This is a genomic window from Allorhodopirellula heiligendammensis, assembly GCF_007860105.1.
GTDB lineage: Bacteria > Planctomycetota > Planctomycetia > Pirellulales > Pirellulaceae > Rhodopirellula > Rhodopirellula heiligendammensis.
On sequence record NZ_SJPU01000001.1, the window covers coordinates 2,082,947 to 2,105,624 of the forward strand.

General features: G+C 56.1%; 9 protein-coding genes. 5 read left to right on the plus strand and 4 right to left on the minus strand.

What is annotated here, in order from left to right:
* Positions 1–163: 163 nt before the first annotated feature.
* From Poly21_RS07855 to Poly21_RS07870, 4 genes are read left to right on the plus strand one after another with little or no spacing between them, the layout of a single operon-like run.
* Entirely contained in the window at positions 164–1,096 is a 933-nt protein-coding gene (locus Poly21_RS07855; protein ID WP_146406307.1) for a DUF1559 domain-containing protein, read from the plus strand.
* Between the two features lie 10 nt (positions 1,097–1,106).
* Positions 1,107–1,559, plus strand: a complete 453-nt coding sequence (locus tag Poly21_RS07860; RefSeq protein ID WP_146406308.1) for a pirin family protein — start codon at positions 1,107–1,109, stop codon at positions 1,557–1,559.
* Between the two features lie 52 nt (positions 1,560–1,611).
* A complete protein-coding gene (locus Poly21_RS07865; protein WP_302118056.1) occupies positions 1,612–2,958 on the plus strand; it encodes an outer membrane protein assembly factor BamB family protein in 1,347 nt (448 codons plus the stop codon).
* 34 nt (positions 2,959–2,992) lie between these two features.
* Positions 2,993–3,742 carry a DUF3386 family protein gene (locus Poly21_RS07870; RefSeq protein WP_146406309.1) on the plus strand — a complete coding sequence of 250 codons (750 nt, stop codon included), beginning with the start codon at positions 2,993–2,995 and terminating at the stop codon, positions 3,740–3,742.
* Between the two features lie 62 nt (positions 3,743–3,804).
* Here the strand turns inward: Poly21_RS07870 and Poly21_RS07875 are convergent, their stop codons facing one another.
* Genes Poly21_RS07875 through Poly21_RS07890 form a run of 4 tightly spaced genes read right to left on the minus strand, consistent with a single transcriptional unit; the run spans position 3,805 to position 10,175 of the window.
* Positions 3,805–6,447, minus strand: coding sequence for a VWA domain-containing protein (locus Poly21_RS07875; protein WP_302118059.1), 2,643 nt, complete (start codon positions 6,445–6,447; stop codon positions 3,805–3,807).
* Between the two features lie 4 nt (positions 6,448–6,451).
* On the minus strand, positions 6,452–8,251 hold the full coding sequence (locus Poly21_RS07880; protein WP_146406310.1) for a VWA domain-containing protein: 1,800 nt from the start codon (positions 8,249–8,251) through the stop codon (positions 6,452–6,454).
* Positions 8,252–8,256: 5 nt separating this feature from the next.
* On the minus strand, positions 8,257–9,084 hold the full coding sequence (locus tag Poly21_RS07885; RefSeq protein ID WP_146406311.1) for a DUF58 domain-containing protein: 828 nt from the start codon (positions 9,082–9,084) through the stop codon (positions 8,257–8,259).
* A 50-nt stretch (positions 9,085–9,134) separates the two neighbouring features.
* Complete coding sequence (locus Poly21_RS07890; RefSeq protein ID WP_367302533.1) at positions 9,135–10,175, minus strand: AAA family ATPase; 1,041 nt, start codon at positions 10,173–10,175, stop codon at positions 9,135–9,137.
* 299 nt (positions 10,176–10,474) lie between these two features.
* Between Poly21_RS07890 and Poly21_RS07895 the strand changes: the two genes are divergently transcribed.
* Positions 10,475–22,624 carry a DUF1583 domain-containing protein gene (locus tag Poly21_RS07895; RefSeq protein WP_146406312.1) on the plus strand — a complete coding sequence of 4,050 codons (12,150 nt, stop codon included), beginning with the start codon at positions 10,475–10,477 and terminating at the stop codon, positions 22,622–22,624.
* The last annotated feature ends 54 nt before the right edge of the window (positions 22,625–22,678 follow it).

Consider the following 22,678-nt stretch of genomic DNA (forward strand, 5'->3'; position numbering starts at 1 on the left):
CGTTTGCTCGAACTTCTTGCCAGCCACGCTCGGAACTGTAACTGACGCTTCACCGTGAACCGTACAGTAATTCCGTTTTGGTTTTTCCCGGTACAGTGCGCCCGCCATGCCTACGAGCATGCTGTGGCACCTCAGCGAGCCGGGAGTTTGCAAGGAGAATTCGATGAGAATTACAAGTGTGTCTGGTCATCCGCATTCCACTCGACGTGGTTTTACATTGGTTGAGTTGTTGGTGGTCATAGCGATCATCGGCGTATTGGTCGGCCTGCTTTTGCCCGCAGTCCAGTCCGCTCGGGAAGCGGCGCGGCGCATGTCATGTCAAAACAACATGAAGCAGATTGGATTGGCGGTCCACAACTACCACAGCACGTTTAACCGGTTTCCCAACGTCGATGCCAATGGTTCGCTCAGCGGCGGCAGCATCTTCACCTCGGTGTTGCCGATGATCGAACAGGGATCCGCATTCGAGAAATACGATTTCTCCCTGAGCAATTCGGATCCCAAAAACGTGGCCGTGACGGGGCAACAGATACCGTTCTTTCTTTGTCCCTCGTCGCCGATGCGGCGGGAGGTGCCATCGTGCAGTTCCGACTCGGGACGCGCACCGGGCAACTACGCGGCGTCGATCGGATCCAAAGATTACAACCAATACTGGTCCTACTACGGGACACCGCGACCGCAACTCAACGGTGCGATTGTCTATAGCGACACCGTCGACAAGCAGACTGGGTTTCGAGACTTTTTAGATGGATCGTCCAACACACTGATGATCGGCGAAACAGCATACAACCTGCCCGACTATAAGTTCAGCAGCGGCGACTGCGCCGGTTCATCGCGGTTCTCGTTCACCTACTGGGGAAACCCCTATCCTGGTTCAACTGGCATCACAACCCAGTTCGCGTTCAATCCAAAAGACGTGGCCAACGATGGCATCTACGATAGCAACTGGGTTCGCTCGTTCCGCAGCGATCACGTCGGCGGACTGCAATTTCTCTACGCTGATGGATCTGTTCACTTTTTGACCGATAGCTTGGACGCAACCATCATTGATTCACTCGCAACCCGCAATGGCAGTGAGGTTATCGATGCGTTCTAAGCCAAACTCCATGAGCCTGCAGAGCTCGTGGTGTTATTGGGCATCGATTGCGGCGATCTTACTTTGTGGGGGTTGCCGATCCCGCGTGGAGAAAGACTGGGAGACGGCTTCTATCCGTGGCAGTGTGACTGTCGATGGCAAGCCACTCGAAGATGGAACGATTCGATTCGTACCGACCGGTGTTACGCTGGGCCCTAAAACGACATTTGAGATTCACGCGGGTGCGTTTCAAGCTGATGCCGAACATGGACCCAGCGTTGGTAATCACCGTATCGAGATCGAATACGCTGACGACCAGCAACTTGCTTTTGACGACGAGCAGGCATTGGCAGAACTGAAAGGCAAACGGATGAAGCGGGGGGCATATCCGATCCTCCCAGCCATCTATAACACGCAGAGTAGATTGACCGCGACCGTCGAGGCGGAAATGGAGCCGCTCGAATTTTCACTTCGGAGCAAGTAAGCAGACCATGTCTCACATCGCCCCATTTTCTAAATTAAGTTTGGAACCTCGCATGCCGCGCACTCGTCATTTCGCTTTGATGCCAACGGTACTTGCCGCCGGTTTCGGTGCTGTCACTGCGTTCGCTGTTCTCGCTAACGGGCCGGTTTTAGCCGACACATCGGTTTGGCCAGAGTTCCAAAACGGTGGCCAACCTCAGCCAGATAAGTTAGATCTACCGCTCCACTGGACGCCGGAAGCCAACATCGCGTGGACTGCCAGCATTCCGGGGTACGGGCAATCAGCACCGATCGTCGCCCATGATCAAATTGTGGTCACATCCACCAGTGGCGAGAACAAAGACAGCTATCACGTATGCTCCTACGAAATTGAATCGGGCAAACCGAAGTGGCAGATCGATCTCGCGAATCCGTCTCCCTTTAAGAATTCGTCGATGGTCAGCCGCGCTGCACCGACTGCGGTGGCAACGCAGCAAGGCTTCATCGCGTTTTTTGAGGGTGGAATATTGGTCTCAGTCTCAGCCACAGGCGAGCGGCAGTGGGAGAAAAACCTAGTTGATCAGTTCGGTGAGATTGAAGCTCGTCACGGATTGGCAGCGTCTTTAACCCAAGATGCTGAACGCATCTTCGTTTGGGTTGAGCGTAGTGAGGATCCCTATCTGGTGGCGATGGACAAACAGAGTGGCGATCTCGTCTGGAAAGTCGCCGGTCTGGGAACTACATCCTGGGCCTCACCGCGGTTAATCAGCGTTGACCACAAACCTCATTTGGTATGCAGTGGCAGCGGAAAGATTGTTGGACTCAATCCCACCACTGGCGAACGTTTGTGGGAGTTTACCGATATTGCGAATAACAGCTCATGCACGCCGATGCCCGTAGGCGAAAACCTGTTTTTGATCGGAGCATCCGATGGGCGTGGAGAAACCTCCGGTGGATCAGGCGCGGCGTCCAACGGCTTGGTCGAAGTCACCAAGCAGGCTGATGGAAGCTTTCAAGCGGCATTTAAATGGCAAGCCAAGAAAGCGACATCAACGTTTGGAAGCCCGGTCGTAGCGGGAAACACCGCAGCGATCGTTAATCGTACCGGTGTGCTCTATCGCATCGATTTGGAATCAGGGGATCAGGTGTCCATGGATCGCGTCAGCGCAGGCGGCATCTGGGCCACTCCAATCGTTAACGGCGATGTGATCTATGTTTTCGGCCACAAGGGCACGACGTCTGTGATCTCACTGACCAATGGCGATGAGGTCGCCAAGAACCGATGTTGGGCGGAAGCAGGCGACGAAGCTCCTGCCAACGGTAACGAAACGACCAGCGCCAAAGTTTTGTATGCCGCTGCGGCGGCGTCACCGTACCTGATTATCCGCAGCGGCGACGAATTGTTTGCCATCAAGAATTAACTCACTCAGCCTCCGATCGTCGAGATAGAAATCCATGAACAAACGAAACACAATCCTGCTGCTCGCTGCCCTTTCAGCGTGTTTAGTGTCCACGAATCCACTGAGGGCGCAGGACTCTATTGCCGATGCTGCGGCTTCAGCTCCCGCCGGTCTCTACCCCGCTGGAAGCCCTGCGGCCATGATGCTTGCCGGACACAACTCACGTGCTGTGTGGGAGAACTTCCCCGGCTTCACCGCCGATCTTGTGGTGATCACTGACAGCGCATCGCATTCAACGAAGCTGAGGGTGGAGAGCGACTTTGAGTACAGCTACCAACTGCCCGCTGATGCCGACGAGCCTTGGGTGGATGCGAAACTGCGGTCTGTGATTTCGCATCGTCGCCCGGATGACGCCCCCGCCTATGACGTGGTGTTTCTGGATCACAATGAGACGAGTCCGATCGGGCGTTTGATCGGTCAGCGAAACGGATCGGGTGAGTTTCGAATTCAGGACGGTGTGATTCGGGAGGTTCATCGAAAATCAGAGACTTCCTGGATGGAGATCACGAACGTCGAACAGTTTAAAACCACCAACGGCCAGTTCTTACCTGAAACGACCTCGGTAACTTTCCGAGATCCTGGCACGGGCAACTTGAAGTCCAATGGCAGCAACCGCTTCACATGGACGCAAGTCGGTGATTTCTACCTGCCCGAAAGCTCTTTTACAGTTCAGGTCGGTGTGGATGGGGAAAGAGAAATTCGAGAGCTTCATTTCAGCAACCACAAACTGTTGCCAGCGGAATAGTCTTGTCGTTCGTTTGGCACTCCTCGCCGCAATGCGGCGGGGGTTTCGCTGCGAGGTCGTCGTTATTCCGCCAGGGTAGCGGGAGAGAATCCAAACCAGCGACTCCAATGCATTTCAAAGTCGATACGACGCAGAGCGACATCGAGGATCAGTAGGAATGCGGCAGCGGTAAGCAGCCATGGCCACAACGGAGTAGGGCGGTTAGCGATGGCGTCGGTGGTGCGGAACAGCTCAGCAGCGACGGGGTTGTACCGACCGCCAGAGACTTCGGCGATCTGTTTCAGCAGTGTCTCGTCGGTCGGGCGGATGCGCAGTTCGTCGCTGTAACCACGCATCACGCCGCGAGATTGCCGGTACACCGTTTGCCCGTTTTGTTGGACATTGATTTCCATGTGATAGGATCCCGGTGCAGGCAACTCAAAATCGCCTGTATAGCGACCTGGCGCGGATTGCGCGACCGTCATCAGCTGCCGTTTCAAATTAGGATCGATCACCGTCAGTTCGACTTCAGCGTCATTAAGAAACTGGCCGACTTCGTTTGCCGCATCGATGTCGACATGAATGCGGTCAGCCTCACGGACGGTGTGAACTTCGATCCCGCGGGTATCGCTCTTACGCATGACCTGTCGGATCACCTGAGTCCAAAATTTGCCATATCCCGGCCATGTCATCCATTCGGCCGCCCAACGAGATTTTGCATCGGACGTGAATGCTGCCGTCATTCCCAAGCCGTATCGCCACCACGCTAAGAGCGGGTCTCCTTTCTCGGTCGCCAAAATCACTTCGCTCGTCGGCTTGGGTCGCGTCATCACGTATCCCAGCAGAAACGGAGCAGATTCCATATCCAGATCGGCGAGTGCGTGGGTAGCACGGATGACGACGGGGAGAAACGGTTGCTCGTCGATCGCCGATTTACTTGCCGTGACGGTTTCCTTCGCAAAGATCTGTGGCACTTGGGCTGGATCGTCGGTGAAGTAGTAGCGTCCCTTACCAGTACGGGCGATCTGCTCGAGCAGCTCCGTATCGGCCCCGCTACCTGCTGCGACGGTCGACACGGTCATTTTCAACGACGCCATCTGCTGGGCCATCCCTTCAAAGTCGCCTGGAGTAGAGACACCATCGGTCAGCAGGATCACGTGCTTCAGTTTGGCTGATACCGCTTGCAACATACTGAAGGACATTTCCATCGCGGGATACATGCTTGTTCCGCCGCCCGCTTCGATCCTCGCGATTTCGTCACTAATCTTGAGTGAGCTGCTCGCCGGCTGCATATCGCTGATCACAAACGTTTCTCCATCGAACGCAAGTACAGCGACCTTATCTCGACGACCTAACAGCTCGACTGCGGCGCGGGCAGCGGACTTTGCCATCTCGATGGGATCGCCTTGCATCGATCCCGATTTATCGATCACCAATACCATCGCGAGCGAAGGTTTCTCTTTTTCCTTTTCAAAGTCGCTGCGGACTGGCAAGACATCCTCGAGGGCGCTTTTGTAGTAGCCGCCCAACCCAAACGATTGCTCACCTCCGAGCATGATCAACCCACCACCCAATTCCTGAACCCAGGTCCGGGCGATCTGCATCTGCGTCTGCGACAATGCCGTCGCAGGAACATTGGATAACATCAAGCATTCGTAGTTTTGCAGATCAGCCAATGATTCCGGCATTCCCTGAGGAGGGCGGACGTCGACCATGATGCCTTCATCTTCCAGCGCATAGGCAAGTTCGCGAATCAGGTTGGGATCGCTTTCAATAATCAGCACGCGTGGCTTGCCCGCTGAATAAACCAGGCCAATATCAGAGTTATTGTCCAGCAAGGTGTCTTCCTTGACTCCCGATACACGGACCGTGAATGCGGCTAAGCGGTCTCGTTCGATCGATTGTTGAAACTGAAATCGATTCTCGCCCTTCGCGAACTGTTTTGTTTCGCTGATCACCTTGTGGTCGCCGCGGTAGACTTCAACGAGTCCTTCGTCGTCATGATTGGACTGGACCACCACACCGACGTTGAACGGCTCGCCCTCCCGAACTTCTGCTGGCACATCGACAGCCGCAACTTGAATCTCTGGTTCACTCATCGACGGGAGTGCGATGGTCGTGATCGGAACCCGACTCTGTGAGGCGGCTCCGACAGCATCCCCCGCCGTTTGATTCCCGTCGGTTACCAGCACAATCTGAGGAACATAGCCAGGGGGAATGTAGCCGGCCGCTGCTTCGATCGCAGCCGCCACGTTCGTGCCGTCGCGTCGCTGCTTCTCCTCGTCCGCATTCGCGGCATCCTCATTTCCGATGTCGTCCTCGGAAATTTTGCCAACTGCTCGCGGTGGAGGGATTGATGCCTCATCGCTGAGTGAGTGAATGGGGCCGGCCGACGACGCAAATGAAAGCATGGCAAGTTCATTGCCACCCTTACTCGCGACCGCCTGCCGGACAAATTCATCAAGCTGCTGTTGGGCGTCGTCATCAATGCTCAGGCTATCGTCTGTCAGCAGAATGACAAACTGTTCTTGGGTGTCTCGCAATAGCGTCAAACCCGCCAGTGCGGCAACTAACAATGTCGCGATCACCACGCGGACGAAGAGCGAAATCATCCGCTGGCGTGGCGGGAAGTCCGATAGAGAACGGCGGAAATAGACCAAGATCACGACCAAGATCGGAATCAGGGCGAGTAGGAACCACGGTCGTGTCCATTCCAACGGAATCATGGGACTATCCGATCAGCCGGCGTTGATACAAAAACCATTCCACCACCAACAAGAAAAGTGCTAGGCATGCGCAGTAGAACCAAATCGGGCGGGTAAACCAAAACGCCGCGGTGGAGGACGGGCGGTCCGCTTGGGTAGCGGCAGCGGGCCGCAGATCCGATTCAACTGCGTTCGCCAAATTGACCGCAACTTTCTTTTCGGTGATATTCCCCTGGACCGACCAGATGCCCACTTCCGCCAAGGGTCCGACTAGATCGCCGGATACTGGCGAGCGTTCTCCCGACGGTGAAACGAGCGTACGCTTATCATCGGTACTGAACTTGACGGATGCCATCTCTCCAGATGCGATCGCCGGCTCCAGCTCACCGGATTGGTCCGCAAACCATGCGAGCGAGTTCGTAATTAGGATGGGAAATGCCGTGCGGAATGCCAAGTCGCTCTGTTCCAAATTCACGCTCAGGACCAACGCCTTGCCCCCGTCTCGATCGAGCGAGACGTAAATTGGGTCGTCACTCACGGTGGCTGCGAGTGCGTGGACATCCCCCTTGAATTGAAGCTGGCGAGCTTCCGGTACGAGCACATTATCCAGCCGAATGTAAGTCATCAGCGGCGATGTTTCATCCTGCTCAGTCACGATGGGGTTGGCAATGAGTCCGCCCACATCCCACAAATCGCTGCTCGATTCCGGATCAATCATCAGGAAATCATTCGCCGGCATCTGTTCGGGAACGAGTCTGTGCAGCACGACGATCGTGTCATCAGGCCAGGTAGCGGGGATCTCGTCAGCGATGGTCACGCGCACCAAAGGGTTCGCTTCGAAGACCTTTTGCAAAAATAGGTTCCCGGGTGAGACAATCAGCACTTTCTGTAACTCGCGCGGCGGCACGATCGCCCACGCTATGTCGTCGGTCGATAGGTAGTCGGGCTGTGCCAATTGTGTCAACGTCGCCGTGAGCTCACCGCCTTCGAGCGACGTCTTCTCAATGGTGCGTGCCCAAGACTGGTCTGGCTCGAGATCGAAGGGCAACACGTCAATCGGGACGCCGTCGAGCTCCAGCTCCAATCGTCCACGGGCTGGCTCGTCGGACGCGTTCTTCACCTCGACGAGTACTTCATAGCCAACCGGATCGACAAAACTGCGGCGGGTCTGTAACTGCGTGATGCCGAGGTTCCTTGCCGGCGTGCCGACGAAGCGTTGATCGACATCAGCCGGTACCTCCTGCGTACCGTCGCTGATCACGACAACCACCCCGTGAGGATGATCGCCGATGAGTTGTCGCCCCAGTATGACCGCAGAATCAATTGACGACGGCGCATCGGTGGGACGAATCGAATCGAGAGCGCGCCGCAGCGTGGGAGCGTGATTGGCCATCCCTGTGACGACCTTTGGCACGCTCCCGGCCGAGACAATCGCGACCTGATCGTGATCGCGGACGCCATCGACAACGCGGTGCGCCTCGTCGATCGCCAGATCGAAACGTGTGGGTTCCACATCGGTCGCCTGCATACTGGCGGAAGTATCGATGACGATCACCATCCGCCGCGCCCGGGCTGCTTGCCAAGCCAGATAAGGGTCGGCGACGGCGAGCACGAGTAATGCGAGCAACAGCAACTGGGCCAACAACGACAGCCAGTGCCGTAGATTTTGCCACAACGATCGTGGCGGCTTCTCGTCGTAGACCTGTCGCCAAAACATATTGGTCGAAACTGGAATCCGACGCAGTCGGACCTTCAAAATATACAGCCCAATGATCGGCACTGCCAAAGCTGCCAATGTCAAGGCAATCGGTGCGGCAAACGACATGGTGGTTATTCTCCCGTCGCCGAAGTGCGCATCATGCTCAACACCAGTTTATCAAACGGGATTGTTGACGGTGACTGCGTGCACCCCAATCCATAGTTCGCACAGTACTCACGTACCGATTGCTGGTGCGTCTGAAACAGCTTTTTATAGGTGCGGAGGTGTTTCTCAGTAACGGTGACCATGCGAATGGAATCAGTTTCAACGTCAACTAATTCTGCATCACCGAGCAGCATCGGGTCGGCCTCTTTGGGATCATGCAATTGCAACACGTGTGCATCAAAACGCCGCGATCGCAGCAGGTCCAGTCCGGGTTGAAACCCATGGGGGTCAAAGAAGTCGCTGATCACGACCGCCATGCCGGACCGGGCGCCGCGATGAACCAGCCCCTGCACAGCACGCGACAGATTGGTGTCGTGGCCAGCGGTCGAAAGCGACTCTAGAAACCGCATCAGTGTCAAAATGCGTGCCTTGCCACGGGTCACTGGGAACTCTTGCACAATCCCATCGGCATATGCGAGCACTGCGATGCGGTCGAGATCTGCGAGCGCAATGTAGGCCAACGCCGCCGTCAGGTGCCGTGCCAAATCAAACTTTGCCGGATTTCCCACCGCCATACTGGGCGAACAATCGAGCATCAGATAAACGTGTAGATCCTGTTCCTCCTGAAACCGCTTGAGGAGGAGGTCACCATGACGGGCGTAGATATTCCAGTCGAGATAGCGCAGGTCATCGCCGGGTGTGTATTCACGGTGATCCGAGAACTCAATTCCCGAGCCCATCTGTGTCGTCCGGCGTTGGGCCAGGAGAGTGCCCCGGAAGACCCGCTTGGACATGATGGAAAGGTATTCCAATCGCGTCAGAAAATCAGTTGGGAAGAGCACGCTCACGCCACCGCCAATGAATCTTCGGCGACGTCAGCAATGATCTTGCTGATCACGTCGTCAGCACTGATGCCCTCGGCTTGTCCCTCAAAGTTCAATATCAATCGATGCCGCAATACTGGGGTTGCCATCTCACGCAAATCCTCGCGTGCGACATGGTAGCGATTGTCCAAGATCGCTCGGATTTTTGCACCGAGAATTAACGATTGTAGGCCCCGCGGTGAGGCCCCATAGCGTACGTACTTTTTAGTCGACTCGGCTGCCAGCTCGTGATCCGGGTGAGTCGCTACCACCATTGCAATGCCATACCGTCGTACATCCGCAGCGATTGGAATCAGTCGTGACAACGCAGACATCTCTAGAATTCGTTCGCCCGTCATGACCGCCTGAGCTTGCGTTTGCAGCGACTCGGTGGTGCGATCCAAGATCGACTCGAGATCATGGACGCTGGGATACTTGACCAGCAGCTTGCAAAAAAATCGGTCCAATTGGGCTTCGGGCAGCGGATAGGTGCCTTCCATCTCGAGCGGATTCTGGGTCGCCATGACAAAGAACGGCTCGGCCAACCGGTGGGTCGTTCCCGCGACCGTGACGCTGTGCTCCTGCATCGCTTCGAGCAGCGCCGACTGTGTCTTTGGAGTCGCACGATTGATCTCGTCGGCCAACAGCACGTTGGCAAATAACGGACCACGTTGGAACTCGAACCCTTTACGGCCGTCCGCCGATTCCACAATCACTTGAGTGCCAATCAAATCGGCAGGCATCAAATCAGGTGTGAATTGTATGCGGTGAAATTCAAGATGCAGCGCATCAGCCAACGTGCGCACGGTTAAGGTCTTGCCGAGCCCTGGGACCCCTTCGAGTAGTACGTGCCCACCAGCGATCAGCGAGATCAGCATGTCATCGAGGATCTCGTTCTGCCCCACGATCACCTTGGAGATCTCGGATTTCAGCAAGTGAAAATCACGACGAAAGTCGTCGAGTTGCTGTTTCAGTTGATCGTCGATGTTCATCGATGGTTCTCGCGGGGTGTGGGAGGTCATCTCGATTCTATCGGGAATCGTGACATGCTGCAGTTGCGTTGTGTTATTTTATAGGTTGCTCGACTCTCCGAGCCGACGGGGTTAAAGAGTCAGGCGGCGGGCCAAGTGGGCCAAGTGGGTCGGTAAGTCGGTGAGTCGGTGAGTCGGTGGTCAGTAGCTTAAGGTCTTCCACGCGCGATGTGTTTCGCCGCCGAAGAACACGGCCAGCTCTGACTGACTTAGTATATGTTTCGCAGTTGGCTCGGGCCTCCCTGCGACATTCCAACGAGTGGCGAAAGTTTCTATTCAAAGGTTACCAGATGAAGTCGATGAGCGGTTCGAACTGGTTTAGTTTGAGTTTACTCGTGCTCTGCACCACGATCACCTCACCAGGACGCGAGGTGGCCGCGGCACCGCAGAATGCGGCGGATTCTATTTCTGCCGACGCGGACGAACTCTCGGAAGACGAACTTCGCCAGATCAAAACAGCGGAAAGATTCCTGTTCATTTTGAAGCGGAATCCGCGGCGCGGGACGGCTCTTGATCGGGTATACGGGCACCACATCGAATTTGGCACCCTCGATGACTTGATCGATTCGCTTGCGATAGAGGCGACAGAGTCATCTGACGACGGTGCGGCGTGGATGTTGCTGGGGCTCTTTGAATCGCAACGCGGCAACGACGGTGCAGCAGTCGACGCCTTCAAGCACGCTGAATCGCTGCGGCCCGAAGATGCACTGGCACCTTATTACCTCGCGCAATCGCAACTGCGTATTGGCCAGTCCGTCGAGGCTGTCGCATCTATGGAGCGCGCGATCGATTGTCAACCTCCTCGTGCCGACCTGCTAGAAATCTACCAGCAACTTGGACGCGTCCATCAACGCGCCCAGCGCACCGATGAAGCGATGGAAGTGTGGCAACGATTGGAATCGCTGTTTCCGGAGGACCCACGTGTACTGGAACAGATCGCGGCAACGCTGGCCGATGAGGGACAGGCGGCCCAGGCGCTGCCGCGTTATGAAAAGCTGGCCACGCTCGTTAACGATGACTACCGACGTGTGGTCTACGAAGTCGCTGCCGCCGAGTTACGGATTAAATCAGGGAGGCGTGATGCTGGCATCGCCGAACTTGAACAGGTGATGTCGGACTTGAATCCGGATAGCTGGCTGTACCGGGATGTGCGCCGCCGCATCGACGACGTTTTTCTGCGATCGGGTGACCAAGATAACTTAGTGAAGTACTACGAACGGTGGCTCGAGACGCATCCAGATGACATTGACGGAATGTCGCGATTGGCTCGATTCCTGGCTTCGTCGGCGCGGATGCCGGAGGCGATGCAGTGGATGGAGAAGGCCCTTAAACTGGCGCCCTCACGCACCGACCTACGGAAATCGTTCATCGATCAATTGGTCAACGACCGTCAGTTTGACAAAGCGATCTCGCAGTATGAAACGCTTGTGGAAGCCGCGCCGGGGAACCCTGACTTTCTACGGGAGTGGGGCAAGTTAGTACTGCGAAATAAAGACATGCCGCAAGGAGAACGCCAGCAAGAAGCCGAGCGGATTTGGAATCGCATGCTAGCCGGCCACCGCGACGACGCGGTCACCGTCTCACAGGTGGCTGATCTGTATCGGCAGAACAACCTCAACCCGCAGGCCGAACGACTGTACCGCGAAGCGATTGAGCTGGCGCCGAACGACCCGCAGTATCGAGAATACTTGGGCGAGTTTCTCTTCATTCAAAAACGCCCCGAAGAAGCGTTGCAGGTTTGGGCGGGGATTGCGGCAGACGATCGAGCGACCGCGATCAACTTGACCCGGCTCGCTGAGGTGTACAACAGTTTTGGGTTTCCCGAAAAGGCAATTGCGGAAATCGCCGCGGCAGTCAAACTCGATCCAAAGAGTTTCAACCTGCAGATTCGGGCCGCCGACTATCACAGCCGCGCGGGGCGATTTGACGAAGCTCTCGCATACATTGATCAAGCCAAACAGCTCGCGTCGAGCGATGACGAGCATGAGGCGGTGGTAACGCAAAGGATCGAGGTTTTACAAACCAGCCAGCGGCTGGATGAGGAATCGGAGCGATTGGCGGCCGAGGTAAGTGGTAATTCAAAGTCGACTTCCGCAGATTGGTATCGTCTGGCACGTTATTACGAGGCGGCCCGGCGATGGCCGGATGCGACGGCAGCGATCGACACCGCGATTGAGCGCGACCCCAAATCCATCGTTGCGTTGACCGCTGCGGCGCGAATTGCTGAAACATCCGGTGATTATGGCCGTGCGGCAGAGACGAGCCGCAAACTCGCGGTAATTGATCGACGCTCGCGTGGCGATCACCTGATGAACGTGTCGCGTTTGGAAGCACAGCTCGGCCGTGCCGACGAGGCGCTAGCCGCCGCCAAGGAGTTGATCGTGTCGGCCCCCGGCAATACCGACCACTACGAGTTCTACGCCCAGATGTGTTTCCGCATGGGGAGATCCGATGATGGCCTCGAAGCATTGCGGAAAGCGGTTCGTATTAACCCCAACGAGCCACATCTGATCATGGCACTGGCGGCAGCCCTCGCTGATCAGTTGCGTACTGACGAAGCGATCGAAGTGTACTGGCGCGCGTTCGATAAATCCGATGAAGTGGAAGATAAAGTCAGTCTCACCATCAAACTGGCAAACCTCTATCAGCAGACAAATCAATTCGACAAATTGATCGAACGGTTTGAACGCGAACGTCGGGAGGACGACAAACGGCGAGAACTGACGATCTGCTTGGCCCAGGCCTGGCACACCACGGGCGATTTTGGTGCGGCACGGCAAGAACTCGAGAGCTTGCTCAGCGAAGACACCCGGGACACGAATCTCCTCAATCAGCTGGCCAAACTCTGCCAAGACGGTGCCGAACTCGATGCGGCGATCGGCTACCAACGCCAACTCGTCGCAATCGCGCCTGGCCACGAGACCGAGTTTCCCCTTGCCACGATGCTGATGTCCAACGGTCAAATCGACGAGGCGCGGGACATTTTCGTCAAGCTAACTCGGCGCGAAGAGGATCCCATCCGGCAAATCAAAGCAATCGACTCGTTGCTGCGACAGGGCAACAATGAAGCGGTGATTGACGTGATCGAACCGCTGTTGGCTCAGTCACGCGAAGATTGGGAACTTTTGTACCGCGAGGCCGTCGCGTGGGCGAACCTGGAAAAGACTGACGAAGCGAAGAACCGGTTTGACCGAATTCTGTCGCTCAGTTTGCCGTACGACTCCCTGGGCAGGTCGGCCGAGGCACAGTGGCAGCGAGACCAAGCGAAAGCGAAGTCCGACAATCTGAGAGGCGTGACTTCGGTAGCACCGCAGCGGCAGTCTCCGTTGGCAATGCGGACTTCAGCGGGGCAAGTCCGGCAGGCTGCGGGACTGATCGCCGACAATCGCTATTATCAACCTGGGCAGACGCCGCCGACCTGGACGCCTGACGTCTACGGCGTGGCCCGGATGGCTGCGATCGGATGGCTAGTGAAATTCGGACAGGATGCTGAACGTGGAACGGAAACCGACGAGGTCGAGGCAGATGCGACTTCCCACGATTCGATGCCAATTGTCGATCGCCTCTACGAAGCAGGTGACGCTGAGGACGCCCCTCGTAACGCCATCTACGACGCCGTTTATGCAGCATCGGTCACGGAAGACAGCAGGAAGCTATACGAGATCGCTCGAAGATTGGCGAAAGAGGGAGAGAGTGAGGGACAACGATTCTTCCTTGGATCGCTCTCGCTACGCGACGCGCAGCCTACCACGACTCGCCAGAACGCAGAGGGTACCAGCACTCCGCTCTCAGAAGATGATCTGCAGTTGGTTCGCGATTGCTACGCAGCGATTGAAGAAAAGAATAAAAATGTAGATCTGAGGGCGATCTATGGTGGCAACATTGCGTTTGGTACGAACGGGCAGGCCTATATATTGAGCGGTGGCAGCTACCAGATGTTGCCAGGCGTGTTCAAAGGAGAGGGAGCGTTCTTGAACACATTCGTTGGGGAACTTCGCCTAGCGGGTCACGACGGGGAGGCCAAGGAGTTGATCGATCAGCATTTGCAGGAGGCCGAGACCGCTGAGCAACTTGCTAGCGCGATTTCCTTGCTTATGAAAGAGGAGCGAGATGAGGAAGTCGTTGCGTACTTTGAGCGTTGGAAAATGGCGGCGCTGAAGCAGATTGCCGCCGCACCGGTCGAGGCTCCCTCGCGCCGTGGAAACCGCTCGGCAAGCGCTGGAAGCACCGCCAGCGCAAATGTGCTTTCAGCGGCAACCTATACGATCCAGCGGTGGATGGGTGAACTGGCTGCCGAGGAAGAAAACGCACGTCTCTTGACGATCTTAAATGCTGTACTCGATGTGTCGGTTGCCGAAGCAAAACATCGTCGGCTCGTGGATGCGCTCAACACGAGAAAACGCCAGGCCGCCAATAGCGCCTCCGTGAGCGGGCGGACGCAGATTGTTTATGGCAAGGAGACGAGTTATACCAATATCGCGTTTCCCCCGACGAGTCTGTATCTCGATCAGGCTACGCTGACGCTGTTACGGCAAGTCCATGAGAATCTTGTCAAGAACGATGTGGCGAGTGATCTCGTGGACGAATTGCGATCACGAGCGAGTGGCACCAGCGAGTCGCGATCCGATGAAGCATTGTGCAGTCAACTCTACCTCGCCGCGGCTTTATGGTGGGCAGATGACCAGGACGGGGCAATCGAGTCGATGGCCAAGGTCACCGAGGCATTGCCAGATGATCTGCCGATGCGATTCGATATGGCAGCGATGTATGAACAACGCGGCGATTTTGAGGATGCATTGACGTTGATTGAATCCGTGCAACCTCGCGATCAGCAGGTCCTCCAGCGCAAGGAGATCGCGGTACTGCAATTGGCTGAACGGATTGGCGATATCGATCGGGCCCGCACGGCGGCCGAACGCTTGTTTGGGCTGCGGTTAAGTCCTCAACTCCAGCTCAGCCTTGTCGAGCGAATGCGAAGACTGGGGTTGAGCGAAATGGCCGATGCGGTCATCTCACGAATTGAACGGACCAGTAGCAATCAAACGACCTCGATGGCGTCGTTGATGATGCTTTACCAGGGCCAAGGCAAAACGGACAAAGCGAACCAGGTAGCTCATATCCTGCTCCGCCGCACCACTTCGCCAATGTCGATTAACGCGAGATCGTCACGAAGTCCGTTGCAGTACAGCAGCAGTGAGAGCGGAGTGCGTACGCAAGCAATCAATGTGTTGCAGCGGTCGGGCGCGTTGAAAGAAGTCATCACGCAATTAGAGGAACAGTACAACCGCTCGCCTGACTCGGACAAGCTGGTCGAACAATTGCTCGAGTTCTACACCGTCACCGGCCGGAAAGACGCGGCATTGACGCTGGTGCAAGAGGCTGTCGAGCGACGCCCCAATTCACCGATGCTGCGTCTGCAGTTGGCCAAGCAATGGGAATCGGCGGGCAAACGAAGTGAAGCGTGCGACGAGTATCTTGCCGTGCTCCGATTGCAGCCCAACTGGGTCACGTCGGAACTCTACCAGATCGAGCGGGTATTCAGCCAAGCCAAACGCCGTGTCGAGTTGGTCAAAGCACTTAGCGAAATTGACCTGAAACAAGTCACGCAACCGTACTACCTCGCGCGAGCAGCGACGTCACTGTTGCAGGAGGGTGAGAACGTTGACGTTGCGATGGCGTTGCTGGAACGTGCGTTCGATGCGCTACCTCAATATCGTCAATACTTCGTTCAGAATTTCCGCGATCCCAAGCTGCTACAGAATCCCCGTGTCTACGCTTTCGCCAAAAAGATGGTAGTGCCGACGCCTCTGGACATCAAAGCCAATCGATGGACGGGGATGGATTCTATTTACTCCTATTCGGGCGATGGCAATGTCATCACCCACTTCGGCGAATTGTTAAACGGCCTGAAGTCGACTGACAAAATCGAGGATCTCCAAGAAACCATCCGAACGGCTACAGACGCGCATCCGGAATGGTTGGGCGGCCAAGCCATGCTCGCCTTGATTGAGCTGGCGACGGAGAAATCTGAAGCGGGACGCAAGCGTTTGAAGTCCATCGTTGATGATGAGAAAGTGATGAAGACGATTCCGGCGGAAACGTGTTGGATCATTGGCCAGGAACTCGATCAAGACGAGGAAACTCGAGCCCTGGCGTTGAACCTGTTTGAAATAGCAGTGAACAAGCCGCCTCAGAATCGCATGGACCAATTGCAGTATTCTCCCGTCGCGAAACTGGTCATCGCTTACGATGCAACTGGCCGCCGAGACGAGGCGCGAGAGCTATTGCTAAAACAGCTCGATGGTGACGGATCCGATATGTACGATCAGTCTTACGCATCCTACCAACGCCTCCAAAACATGCAGTGGGTGGGTGAACGCTTGCTGGGGATGGACTTCCCTGTTGACGCGATTCGGCTTTATCGTGAGACACTTGACGACACCGACGGGATGAAGGCAGCTGCTCAGTTCACCAGCCGCGGTGATCAGTTCAAGCAGCAGGCGGAAGCGGGCATCAAAAAGGCGCTTGCCGCGATGAAGCCAGAGAAGGCCGACGAGATGATCTCGCAGCTGTTGAAGATCCCAGAGGAAGTCAATCCGGATGCGGCGGCGATTGACTTGATGGTCGGCATTTCAGCAGCTGACGCGTCCACGATCAAACCAATGGATAGCGCCTACGTGGCGTTGTTGAGTCAATTGTCACAGGATCTGCAGACCGAAAACGCAATTGCGAGTCGATTTGATTCCCTGTCCAACCAGTATTCGCAAGATACCTCCCTTGCGATTGCGGTCGCTGATTGGAAGTTGCAGTCCGATCGAGACGATGCCCAAGCTGCCGTTGAGCGATTGGTTTCGATCGTTCAAAATCAGCCTCTCGAGCCAATCGCAGAAGGCCGACGTCCCAATTCCAGGCAGCGCCGCGAGGCAGCCGAGTTGGTACCGATCTGGCTCGTGGCGCGACAGTGCCTGGGCCGTGATGATCTGCGGGACGTTGGAGCCACACTCGCAGAGGTCGCGCTGTCCGCGGCTGAGCGTCAAGTTTCCTTTCAAGAACAGGCTGCCATCTTGTTCGAATGGGGCCAACGTCTCGCCGAGAAGGGCGATACCGAGGGCGGACGCCAGCGGTGGGAGCAGTTGCTCGACGCAGTGACCATTCGTCCTACACGCTCACAGAAAACGGGTGATAAGTCGGCTGACCCCGCGACAGCGTTCGTGCCGCCCTTAACGGTTTCCCAGTTTCGAGTTGCCAGCTTGATCGGGAAGGCCGCAGCGCGGCACGGGATGCCGCAGCTTTCTCGGAGGGCGGTCCAAGAATCTCTACGCGGTGGATTTCCCGTCGCTGACTTATCCGATGATAACTTAAGCACTTCGCAATCGGCAAGCTACGCTCGCGTCGTCACCAGCAGCGAGTCCGCTGCCAATCCGATGGAGGCCGAGGTCGTGGAATCTTTAAAAGAAATCGTCGGACTGTGGACGGGCGACGACTATCCACCGACCGAAACTTTCGACGTCCTGACCGCGATGGTATTGCCTGCCCATCGAGCCACTGAGATCATGATGTACGTCAACGCGGACGTGTTTGACGGCAATGCGAGTAGTTTGGCTGAACCCTTGGTTGCCAGTGCCGTCGCCTCTGACCAACTAGACGAATTGGTACGGCAACTCGATCAGCGAGCAGGCAATCCGGCCACGCGGGTCTCAGTGCCTGTGATGAAAACGCTGGTGGCGATCGCGCAAGATGAGCGTGAGGAGGCCAAGAAGAACCTCGATGAGCTTGCGGCGTTGTCCGCAGCGGGACTGCCAACAGCTGATGCAGGGGCTGCTTTCCTGGCAGCACTACGCGCATTCGATCACCGTGAGCTGAAATCGGCAGCGTTTCCGATCCTACGACGATCTCTCCAAGACCAGATGCAGCAGGCGTCTGGTAACGGAACATCGGAATTGAACCTCTCAGCGGCGCTGCCAAAGCTTGTCAACGAGTACCTCGCATCAACAGGCGATACAAAGTCGGTCAAGGAATACATCGAGACACTCTTGTCCAGCAGGCAGAGCTACTATAGTCGCTTCAGTGGCGACTACGGACTCTACCAACAATGGCGAGATCTAGCCGAGATCGCTAGCCAGACAGCGTCGCTGAATCTGCCGGATCTGACGCTCGATCTCATTGGCCGGGCCATGGATTTTGATGCCGAAAGTTTCTCGCGACCAGACTTGGCGATGCCGCTCTCTGCAGTTGCGACATCTCTGCGAACCGCCACCGCTCAGGAACGCTACCGAGCATGGAAGAAGTGGACGCTGCCCGACGAGGGTCGCCAGACGATTCGGTTCTTAACCGAGATTACCAGGCAACGTTATGTCCCACCTGTGTTCCGCACCGATGGCACAGAAGAGAATAACCTGTCGTCGCCGCGGTTGATGAGCAATTTCACGGAATTGGTCGGTGCGGCGATGGCCGCCGGTCAGCTTGAGGGCCTGCGTGGTGAGCTGGAATCGCTCGTGAAAGCAGAAATAGCCGACGCCGAGTCGCTGTTGGGACTGATTGCAGTTGCCATGGGTGACCAAGAGATCGCGATGGCAACCTACCAATCCTTGTCGAGTTCGATGAAGGAGCGTAGCAAGACGGTGAATACACGTCGCGGAACGCCGATGCTCTTCGGTGATTATCTCTTGCTTCAAGCTTGTCTAAGCTCGGAGGCAATGTCACCGGAGTTTGATGGTCGGTACGCCCAGGTGCGAGCTCAGTTGATCGACGCAAATCAAAGGGACCTCCTGGTTTTTTGGGCACGTGATTGGAATCACCGCAAGTCGTCATCGGCACCGAACGCAGGCGAAGATCTAAAGCTGGCGTACTGGATCTCATCATCGGCAGAAGGGGACAGTGGTACTAGCGAACCATGGTGGACGTCATACGAAAATCAATTGGTTCACCTCGACGGTATCGGCCATGATCGGTTGTTCCTGAAATTTCCCCTGACGGGCGATTTCACTCTTTCGATTGATCGATTCGACGAAAGTTGGGCGGAGTCGAGCATTGGATTCGGGGGGATCAATATTGGAACGGATAATCGCACCACGATCAGCTCCATGGTCGGGCATGAGTCATTCAGCCGGAATGAGTCGCTGAATCGATCCCGCCCAACCTTTGACACGGTCACATTCACGCGTAGGGATGGGGATTTGACCTATGCGATCAACGGACAGACTATCTACGAAGAGGAAGCGGCGACGACGAGCCCTTGGCTAACATTGTCAACGCTGGATGTTCGATCTGCTGCGATGCGAAATCTGCGCATTGCTGGTGAACCGATGATCCCACGCGAAGTCTCACTGATCGGAAAGGGGCGGCTGGACGGTTGGGATTGTTCTGCGTTCGGGGAGTCGCAACCACGGCACCGCTTGATGGCTGAAACTGTGGGAGACGAAAACTCAGCGATTGCATATTATCAGAAGCAGGAGCCGTCTGAATTTGATTGGACTGCTGCGGATGGAGTGCTGAAGGGACGCGCGATTCCTGCTGCGGGCGGGCCACCGCAACAGAGTTGGATTCAGTACGCGCGGCCCCTGGTCGATGGCGATCAAGTGTCGTACGAGTTCTTCTACGTGCCCGGGCAATCGGTGGCTCATCCCACGATTGGCGGTTTGGCGATGATGTTGTTAGGCGATGGAGTAGCGAGTCATTGGGTCACGGTACCGTCATGGGACGGCCCCACACCGCTGGCACCGGACAACTCAGTCATTGAGTCGGACTATCGACGCGGTCCGCAGGAACTCCCGCTCAAGCCCAACGCGTGGAATGCAGTGAACGTGCAGTTGAGTGAATCTGTTGTCCACGTTTCCATCAATGGGGAAATGGTGTTCGAGCGACCTATCGATCCGCAGCTGTCGACCCGGTTGGGTATCTTCCGTTACAAGAATCAAGCGACTCAGGTTCGCAACATGATACTCAGTGGCGACTGGCCGGAGCAGTGGAGTGAGGAGTTAGCGGCCAATATCACCGAGCTCGACCAAGCACCCTCCGACGCCCAGCGGAGCGAAATCGGTACGATGGTCGATGATGTGTCCATTGCATTGCTGGCTGGCGAGGTAGTGGAATTGGCGCGGGATCAAAGTCCCGAAGATGCTTTCCAAATGTTGAGATCATGGGTGCTGCCAAACCCCGATCACGCGAACACGCGGATGTACTTTTCGGTGGGTGAACCGAATGAGAGTGCCGTGCTCGCAAATGTGCTGTGTCCCGCCGTGGAACTGGTCCGCCTGGCCGATGAACTCGATCAACTTGATGAGTTGTCGGCAGAGATTGCGGAGCTAGCCAACGAGGACGGAGCCGGCCTCGACACCCACAATCAGATCGCTTTGAGCGGCTTGATTGTGCTGCGAAAGGGTGCCGAAGAGGGCGTGCGTTTAGCTTTGCAGCAGGCGTGGCGTCTGCTACGCGATCACGCGACCGATGAATGGACATCGCGGGCCAGGGCAGCCGAATTTGTGCTCGCCTGGCAGGCAGCCCACGAACAAAAATATCGCACCGCAGCACTGGATATCGTGCGGGAGCTGCGTTTCGCCGAGCGAGATGGCAAACGCAAATCTGGCGATGACACGTTCTCACGGTACGTTCATGCCCTGTATGGCGATATCGAATTACTGCAAAAGTACCCTGCACCTGAGCGAGCGAAGCTCGCCGGCGAGGGGCTCAATCAGTGGCAAGCGACAACCTACACGGGGCCGGCTGATCGATGGAAAGGGTATCGCCCTTCAACTTGGCGGGGGGCCCAGGGGACGGTGCAACATTTCCCGTCGGAAACATGGAGCCAATTATTCTTTCAGTCGCCACTGCAAGGTGAGTTCACCGTGGAAGCCGAACACTCAAACTTCGGTCATGAGGAAGTCAGTATTGCCTACAGCGAGCATGCCGCCCAACCCTCCTATGATCTTCATGGCGTAAAGGTTTACACAGTCATGCACGGATCAAAAACGGTTGGTGACGATGTGGCACTGCCGCATTGGGATCATCGTGCCAAAACTCGATTCGAAGTTGACGGCAACAAGATTACCACGTTCAGCAATGGAGTGAAAATTCATGAGGAGCAATTCAATTCACCCGCCAATCCGTGGCTGATGTTGCAAGTAAATTGGCCGTCGGACTACGCAACAATTAGCGATCTGCGGATCACGGGTACTCCCGAGATCCCAGACGAGATTGACTTGATCGACATTAATAATCTGTCTGGATGGCGCGCCGACATCTATGGCGGGTGGCATTCCACCGACCGTGCGTCCGGCGCGCCATGGATTCGTGATGGTGACGAGATCGTTGGCAAGCCCCCAGTCAATACCCAAGCTACCGATGTGGAGGGTTTGATTCAGTATCAACGTCCTATGTTTGAAGATGGTGTGATTGAGTTGGAGTACTGGTACGAACCGGGCGTCTTCGAAGTCCATCCGGCTCTCGGACCAGAGGCATTTCAGATCTCGCCGGAGGGAATTCGCCGTCATCTTCTGACGGCTGGACAATACGAGTTAGGTCGCTTGACAGCGGATAACAAGGCTGAGATTGAAGGCGCCGCCGCATCCGTGCCGCTGCGTGAGAAAGATTGGAACCAAGTACGCCTGCAGCTCGCAGGAGATCGATTGACGATCACGGTCAACGATACAGAGGTCGCGAGCGTTGACGTGGAATCGCCGAGCTCTGAGCGACATTTCGGCCTGTTCCGATATGTCAATCGCACAAAGTGCCGCGTGCGGAATGTGATTTATCGTGGGCAATGGCCCAAGACTTTGCCGAAAGTCGATGATCAAGATCTCGCCGCACCGACTGGCGGGGCGTTCAGATTGGAGGGAAAGGCTACTACCTTGAGCACACTCGCGGAGATGAAATCAGCGGGCTTCCAGGTGTTGGGGCCAGCCGATCGAACTATCGACTCTCCCAACGGCGTCAACATGTCCTTGCACGACAGTGAAGGATATTCGTCACTTCCGGGCGTAATCCGACGCCGCGTGATCGAGGGCGATTTTCAAGTCACCGCGGACTACGCCGACCTGACCATGACCCCGGTTAAACAGGGGTGGGGGATCGCGACAGGACTGCGGGTTCAGATGAATGATCCGGAACAATCCGTGTTTGAGCTACAGTTGTCATTGGACGAGCAAGATCGCCTCACCTGTCGCGCTCGGACGGCTCATAACTTTCCCGATCCACAAGAGAAGTATTATGGCGGATTTTCAGTTCACGAGGCGTTGCCATCGGGACGTCTCCGGATGATCCGTCGCGACGGACAAATGCACTGTTTGATCGCAAGTCCTGACTCCGAGGATTTCCGTTGGTTGGCGGCATTCCCTATCGGATCTGCCGCAATCCGGACGGTCGAATTTGGCTGTAAATGCTCTGATAGCGCGTGTACTGCTGAAGTGACGCTGGAGCAATTGAGTCTGATAGATGAAAAATAGTGCGATATTTCTCTCCCCCACCCGGGGCGCTAACGGATATACTTCACAGGGATG

Bases quoted from the DNA above. Each gene is read 5' to 3' on its own strand.
- Poly21_RS07855 (WP_146406307.1), top strand. From the start codon at position 164: ATGAGAATTACAAGTGTGTCTGGTCATCCGCATTCCACTCGACGTGGT.
- Poly21_RS07860 (WP_146406308.1), top strand. From the start codon at position 1,107: ATGAGCCTGCAGAGCTCGTGGTGTTATTGGGCATCGATTGCGGCGATC.
- Poly21_RS07865 (WP_302118056.1), top strand. From the start codon at position 1,612: ATGCCGCGCACTCGTCATTTCGCTTTGATGCCAACGGTACTTGCCGCC.
- Poly21_RS07870 (WP_146406309.1), top strand. From the start codon at position 2,993: ATGAACAAACGAAACACAATCCTGCTGCTCGCTGCCCTTTCAGCGTGT.
- Poly21_RS07875 (WP_302118059.1), bottom strand. From the start codon at position 6,447: ATGATTCCGTTGGAATGGACACGACCGTGGTTCCTACTCGCCCTGATT.
- Poly21_RS07880 (WP_146406310.1), bottom strand. From the start codon at position 8,251: ATGTCGTTTGCCGCACCGATTGCCTTGACATTGGCAGCTTTGGCAGTG.
- Poly21_RS07885 (WP_146406311.1), bottom strand. From the start codon at position 9,084: ATGTCCAAGCGGGTCTTCCGGGGCACTCTCCTGGCCCAACGCCGGACG.
- Poly21_RS07890 (WP_367302533.1), bottom strand. From the start codon at position 10,175: ATGACCTCCCACACCCCGCGAGAACCATCGATGAACATCGACGATCAA.
- Poly21_RS07895 (WP_146406312.1), top strand. From the start codon at position 10,475: ATGAAGTCGATGAGCGGTTCGAACTGGTTTAGTTTGAGTTTACTCGTG.